General features: G+C 63.8%; 2 protein-coding genes. One reads left to right on the top strand and one right to left on the bottom strand.

Features of this window, described 5'->3' with window-relative positions; all coding sequences use genetic code 11:
* Positions 1–211 precede the first annotated feature (211 nt).
* The gene (putA, locus tag EGJ22_RS07590; RefSeq protein WP_029886972.1) at positions 212–4,165 is read right to left on the bottom strand and encodes a trifunctional transcriptional regulator/proline dehydrogenase/L-glutamate gamma-semialdehyde dehydrogenase; all 3,954 of its coding nucleotides are present in this window, start codon (positions 4,163–4,165) and stop codon (positions 212–214) included.
* A gap of 357 nt (positions 4,166–4,522) precedes the next feature.
* Here putA and putP point away from each other — a divergent pair, with 357 nt between their 5' ends.
* Positions 4,523–6,001, top strand: a complete 1,479-nt coding sequence (gene putP, locus EGJ22_RS07585; protein ID WP_009681355.1) for a sodium/proline symporter PutP — start codon at positions 4,523–4,525, stop codon at positions 5,999–6,001.
* Positions 6,002–6,076 lie beyond the last annotated feature (75 nt).

Here is a 6,076-nt window from a genome sequence, read left to right as displayed (position 1 = left end):
GGCGGTCGCGCACGCCTGTCACAGGCCTCACTGGCCCGAAACAAACGTAGGAGCGAGCGCCAGCTCGCGATGCGCCGCGCGGGCGGCGCTCGATCTCACAGGCGCTGAAAATGTTGTGTCGGTCACCTGTCAGCCCACCCCCAATCTCAAGGCGGACACCCATAAAAAAAGGAGAGCCAAAGCTCTCCCTTCCCCTCAACAACCCTCAGCCTCAGCCAATCGTCATCAAGCTGGCGTTACCACCGGCCGCCGCAGTATTCACACTAACCGCGCGCTCAATCACCAGCCGCTCCAGCGCAATCTGATGATCCCCGCTGGACAACCCGTGCACACCCACGATCGCCCCGCCACGCTTGGCCACCTGCTGGCAAACGCCACGCAGCTGGTCCGAGTCGCCATGGTGGATTACGGCGTCGAACGCCACTTCATCCTTGCTCCAGTCCGCCACCAGCTTCACCTTGGCCTGCAAGTCACGCGGCAGGCGCGCGCGCAAGGCCTTGCCCGGTTCGCTGTCAGCCCACACCGCCGAGCTGCCAACAGCCAGCACCGCGGCGAGCTGCGCCAGCAGGTCGGTTTCATTGTCGGCCAGGCACAGCACATGCTCGCGCGGCAGGATGGTGTAGCTGTTGCGCTCACCGGTCGGGCCTGGCAGCAGGCGGGCGATGCCGCTCTGCGACTGGCCAGCGAACTGGTCGCACAGCGCGGCCAGGTCGGCCAGCTGATTGCTCTCGGCCCAGGCCTTCAGACCGTGCAGCGGCTTCACCAGTTGCTCATGCAGGGTACGGTCCGGCTTGCCTTCGCCATCCTGTTGCTGGAAGTGGCGGCCAATCGCGTCGGCCGGGCGGGTCGACAGCAGCCGATACAGGTACAGCGGGCCGCCGGCTTTCGGGCCGGTACCAGACAGGCCTTCACCACCGAAGGGCTGCACGCCTACCACGGCGCCAACGATGTTGCGGTTGACGTACATGTTGCCGGCGTTGGCGGTTTCCACCACCTTGGCGATGGTCTCGTCGATGCGGGTGTGCACGCCGAGGGTCAGGCCATAGCCGGAGTTGTTGATCTGCTCGATCAACTGGTCGAGGTTGCGGCGGTTGTAGCGCACCACGTGCAGCACTGGGCCGAAGATTTCACGCTTCAGCTCGTCGAAGCTGTCCAGCTCGATCAGGGTCGGCATGACGAAGGTGCCGCGCTTGATCTCGGCGGCATCGGCGATCGCGACCTGGTAGACCGAGCGGCCTTTTTCACGCATGCCCTGGATGTGCTTCTCGATACCGGCCTTGGCTTCGGCGTCGATCACCGGGCCAATGTCCACTGCCAGGCGGTCCGGGCAGCCCAGGCGGCTTTCAGCCATGGCCCCCTTGAGCATTTCGATCACGCGGTCGGCGGAGTCTTCCTGCAGGCACAGCACACGCAGGGCCGAGCAACGCTGGCCGGCACTGTCGAAGGCCGACGATACCACGTCGATCACCACTTGCTCGGTGAGCGCAGAAGAGTCGACGATCATTGCGTTCTGGCCACCGGTTTCGGCGATCAGCGGGATCGGCCGCCCCTGGTTGTCCAGGCGGCCGGCGACGTTGCGCTGCAGCAGGCGCGCGACTTCGGTGGAACCAGTGAACATCACGCCTTTGACCCGCTCGTCACCAACCAGGCCGGCACCCACGGTTTCACCGCGCCCTGGCAGCAACTGCAGTACACCTTCCGGAATGCCGGCTTCCAGTAACAGGCGCACGGCCTGCGCGGCGATCAATGGGGTCTGTTCGGCAGGCTTGGCCAGTACCGGGTTGCCGGCAGCCAGGGCTGCGGCTACCTGGCCGGTGAAAATCGCCAGCGGGAAGTTCCATGGGCTGATGCAGACCACCGGCCCCAGCGGGCGGTGCGCGTCATTGCTGAAGTCGTTGCGGGCCTGCACCGCGTAGTAGCGCAGGAAGTCCACCGCCTCGCGCACTTCGGCGATGGCGTTGGCAAAGGTCTTGCCGGCTTCGCGAATCAGCAGCCCCATCAATGGCTGGATTTCTGCCTCCATCAGGTCGGCGGTACGCTCCAGAATCGCGGCGCGCTCTGCCGGCGGGGTGGCCTGCCAGATCGGCGCCGCGTTGATGGCGCACTGGATGGCATTGTCCACGTCGGCGACCGTGGCTTCCTGCACATGGCCTACCACATCGCGGTGGTCTGCCGGGTTCAGCACCGCTACCGCAGCCGCTTCACTGGCGGCGCAGGCCAACAGCGGGGCGGCTTTCCAGTCATTGTGAGCGGTGGCCAGCATGGCGCAGGACAGCGAAGCCAGGCGGTGCTCGTTGGCCATGTCGATACCGGCCGAGTTGGCCCGTTCGCTGCCATACAGGTCACGCGGCAATGGGATGCGCGGGTGCGGCAGGCCGATGCTGCCCTCCTGGGTGCCCATGCGTTCGATGCTGGTGACCGGGTCGGCGACCAGTTCCTGGATCGAGATCGAGTGGTCGGCAATGCGGTTGACGAACGAGGTGTTGGCGCCGTTTTCCAGCAGGCGACGCACCAGGTAGGCCAGCAACGTTTCGTGGGTGCCCACCGGAGCATAGACGCGGCATGGGCGGTTCAGCTTGCCATCGGCCAGCTTGCCGACCACCTGCTCGTACAGGGGCTCGCCCATGCCGTGCAGGCACTGGAACTCGTACTGGCCCGGGTAATAGTTCTGCCCGGCAATATGGTAGATGGCCGACAGGGTGTGGGCGTTGTGGGTGGCGAATTGCGGGTAGATGGCCTCGGGTACGGCCAGCAGCTTGCGTGCGCAGGCCACGTAGGACACGTCGGTGTACACCTTGCGCGTGTATACCGGGTAGCCCTCCAGCCCCTCGACCTGGGCGCGCTTGATCTCGCTGTCCCAGTAGGCACCTTTGACCAGGCGGATCATCAGGCGGTGGCGGCTGCGCTTGGCCAGGTCGATAACGTAGTCGATCACGTACGGGCAGCGCTTCTGGTAGGCCTGGATGACGAAGCCGATGCCGTTCCAGCCAGCCAGCGCCGGCTCGAAGCACAGGCGCTCGAGCAGGTCCAGCGACAGCTCCAGGCGGTCGGCTTCCTCGGCGTCGATGTTCAGGCCGATGTCGTATTGCTTGGCCAGCAAGGTCAGCGACAGCAGGCGCGGGTACAGCTCTTCCATCACCCGCTCGTACTGGGCCCGGCTGTAGCGCGGGTGCAGCGCCGACAGCTTGATCGAGATGCCCGGCCCTTCATAGATGCCGCGGCCATGCGAAGCCTTGCCGATCGAGTGGATGGCCTGCTCGTAGGACGCCAGGTATTTCTGCGCGTCGTGCTCGGTGAGGGCGGCCTCGCCGAGCATGTCGTAGGAATAACGGAAGCCCTTGGCCTCGAAACGGCTGGCATTGGCCAGGGCTTCGGCAATGGTTTCGCCCGTGACGAACTGCTCGCCCATCAGGCGCATGGCCATGTCGACACCCTTGCGGATCATCGGCTCGCCGCTCTTGCCGATGATGCGGGTGAGCGAGGAGGTGAGGCCGGCTTCGTTGTGCGTGCTGACCAGCTTGCCGGTCAGCAGCAGGCCCCAGGTGGCGGCGTTGACGAACAGCGACGGGCTGTTGCCCAGGTGCGGCTGCCAGTTGCCGTTGCTGATCTTGTCGCGGATCAGTGCGTCACGGGTGCCCTTGTCGGGGATGCGCAGCAGGGCTTCGGCCAGGCACATCAGGGCCACGCCTTCCTGCGAAGACAGCGAGAACTCCTGCAGCAGGCCCTGAACGATGCCCGCCCGGCCGCCGGCGCTTTTCTGGTTGCGCAGTTTCTCGGCAATGCCGGCGGCCAGCTTGTTGGTCGCCTCGGCCAGCGGTGCGCTGAGGCGCGCCTGTTCCAGCAACATCGGTACCACTTCCTGCTCGGGGCGGCGGTATGCGGCGGTAATGGCCGAGCGCAGTACCGACTGGGGCAGGATGCTCTCGGCGAATTCCAGGAAGCACTGGTGACCATGGTCAGGCTGGACCTCACCGGCGTCATCGGCCAGGCTGCCGGCATGGCCGTTGAGGTCGTTCAGGGTCGCGCCACCCTCGAGCTTCTCCAGGTAATTGAAGATCGCCTGCTTGATCAACCAGTGCGGCGTGCGGTCTATCGACTGCGCTGCTGCCTTTAGTCGCTCACGGGTAGGGTCATCGAGTTTGACCCCAAGGGTGGTCGTCGCCATTTCTTATCCTCGTTATTGCCACGGCTGTGGCCTAAGCTGGCACCAAGATTAGCTGTAGGACAATTCGGGTGCAACCAGGTGCAACCCGAATTTTTCGAGGAAAAGGTGCAACTCGTCCGACAGTGATTTCCGTACAGGGCGAGGGGTCGTTTTTGGCGCGGTTAAATCGCGAAAACGACCTCTTCGCTCCAAAAAGGGGCAAAAAATCGGCTTCGTCGGAAAATGCACGGGCAGGTGCAACTTGCAAATGAAAAATGGTTGCACCCACTTTGCGTTGTTGCATAGCATTCGCCGCCTGGGTGCAACCGCAAACGCTGCGGTTGTGCATGAGATAAAAACAAACGCCAGGGCACACACATGGGCAACCCACTAACGATCACCTTCGTGATCTACATCGCGGCAATGGTGCTGATCGGCTTCGCCGCCTATCGCTCCACCAACAACCTTTCCGACTACATTCTGGGCGGGCGCAGCCTGGGCAGCGTGGTAACCGCACTGTCTGCCGGTGCTTCCGACATGAGTGGCTGGCTGCTGATGGGCCTGCCGGGCGCCATCTACTTCGCTGGCCTGTCCGAGGCCTGGATCGCCATCGGCCTGACCGTGGGTGCCTACCTGAACTGGCTGTTCGTGGCCGGTCGCCTGCGCGTGCAAACCGAGCACAACGGTGACGCGTTGACCCTGCCGGATTATTTCTCCAGCCGTTTCGACGACAATAGCGGCTTGCTGCGCATCATTTCCGCCATCGTCATCCTGGTGTTCTTCACCATCTACTGCGCTTCCGGCATCGTTGCCGGTGCCCGTCTGTTCGAAAGCACCTTCGGCATGCCCTACGAAACCGCCTTGTGGGCTGGCGCTGCCGCCACCATCGCCTACACCTTCGTGGGTGGCTTCCTGGCGGTGAGCTGGACCGACACGGTCCAGGCGTCGCTGATGATCTTTGCGTTGATCCTCACGCCGGTGATCGTGCTGATCTCCACAGGTGGCTTCGACACTACCTTCGCGGCCATCGAAGCGGTCAACCCGGCCAACTTCGACATGTTCAAAGGCGCAACCTTCATCGGCATCATCTCGCTGATGGGTTGGGGCCTGGGCTATTTCGGCCAACCACACATCCTGGCGCGCTTCATGGCGGCCGACTCGGTGAAGTCGATTGCCAACGCCCGCCGCATCTCCATGGCCTGGATGATCCTGTGCCTGGCCGGTACCTGCGCCGTGGGCTTCTTCGGCATCGCCTATTTCTCGGCCAACCCTGATCTGGCTGGCCCGGTTACCGAAAACCACGAGCGCGTGTTCATCGAACTGGCGAAGATTCTGTTCAACCCCTGGATTGCCGGCGTATTGCTGTCGGCCATTCTGGCGGCGGTGATGAGCACCCTGAGCTGCCAGTTGCTGGTCTGCTCCAGTGCCCTGACCGAAGACTTCTACAAAGCCTTCCTGCGCAAGCATGCGTCGCAGCGTGAGCTGGTGTGGGTCGGCCGCCTGATGGTGCTGGCCGTGGCCCTGATCGCCATCGCCATGGCGGCCAACCCGGAAAACCGTGTGCTGGGCCTGGTGGCCTATGCCTGGGCCGGCTTCGGTGCAGCCTTCGGCCCGGTGGTGCTGATTTCGGTCCTGTGGAAAGGCATGACCCGTAACGGCGCGCTGGCCGGTATCGTGGTCGGTGCACTGACCGTGATCCTGTGGAAGCAGATCGATGTCTGGGGCCTGTACGAAATCATCCCGGGCTTCCTGCTGGCGAGCATTGCCATCTTCGTGGTGAGCAAGCTGGGCAGCCCTTCGCAGGCGATGGTGCAGCGCTTCGAGACGGCTGATGCGGCGTACCACGCTGACAAGTAATACCCGCTGAGCCGGCGGCGCCTGCTTCCACAGGGTTTGCACGGAACCTGAAACCAGTGCGATCCGTGTGGGAGC

It is taken from the genome of Pseudomonas sp. p99-361, from assembly GCF_003935475.1.
GTDB classification, from domain to species: domain Bacteria; phylum Pseudomonadota; class Gammaproteobacteria; order Pseudomonadales; family Pseudomonadaceae; genus Aquipseudomonas; species Aquipseudomonas juntendi.
The sequence above is the reverse complement of the archived record's forward strand: the minus strand, read 5'-3'. Positions and strand labels throughout refer to the sequence as shown.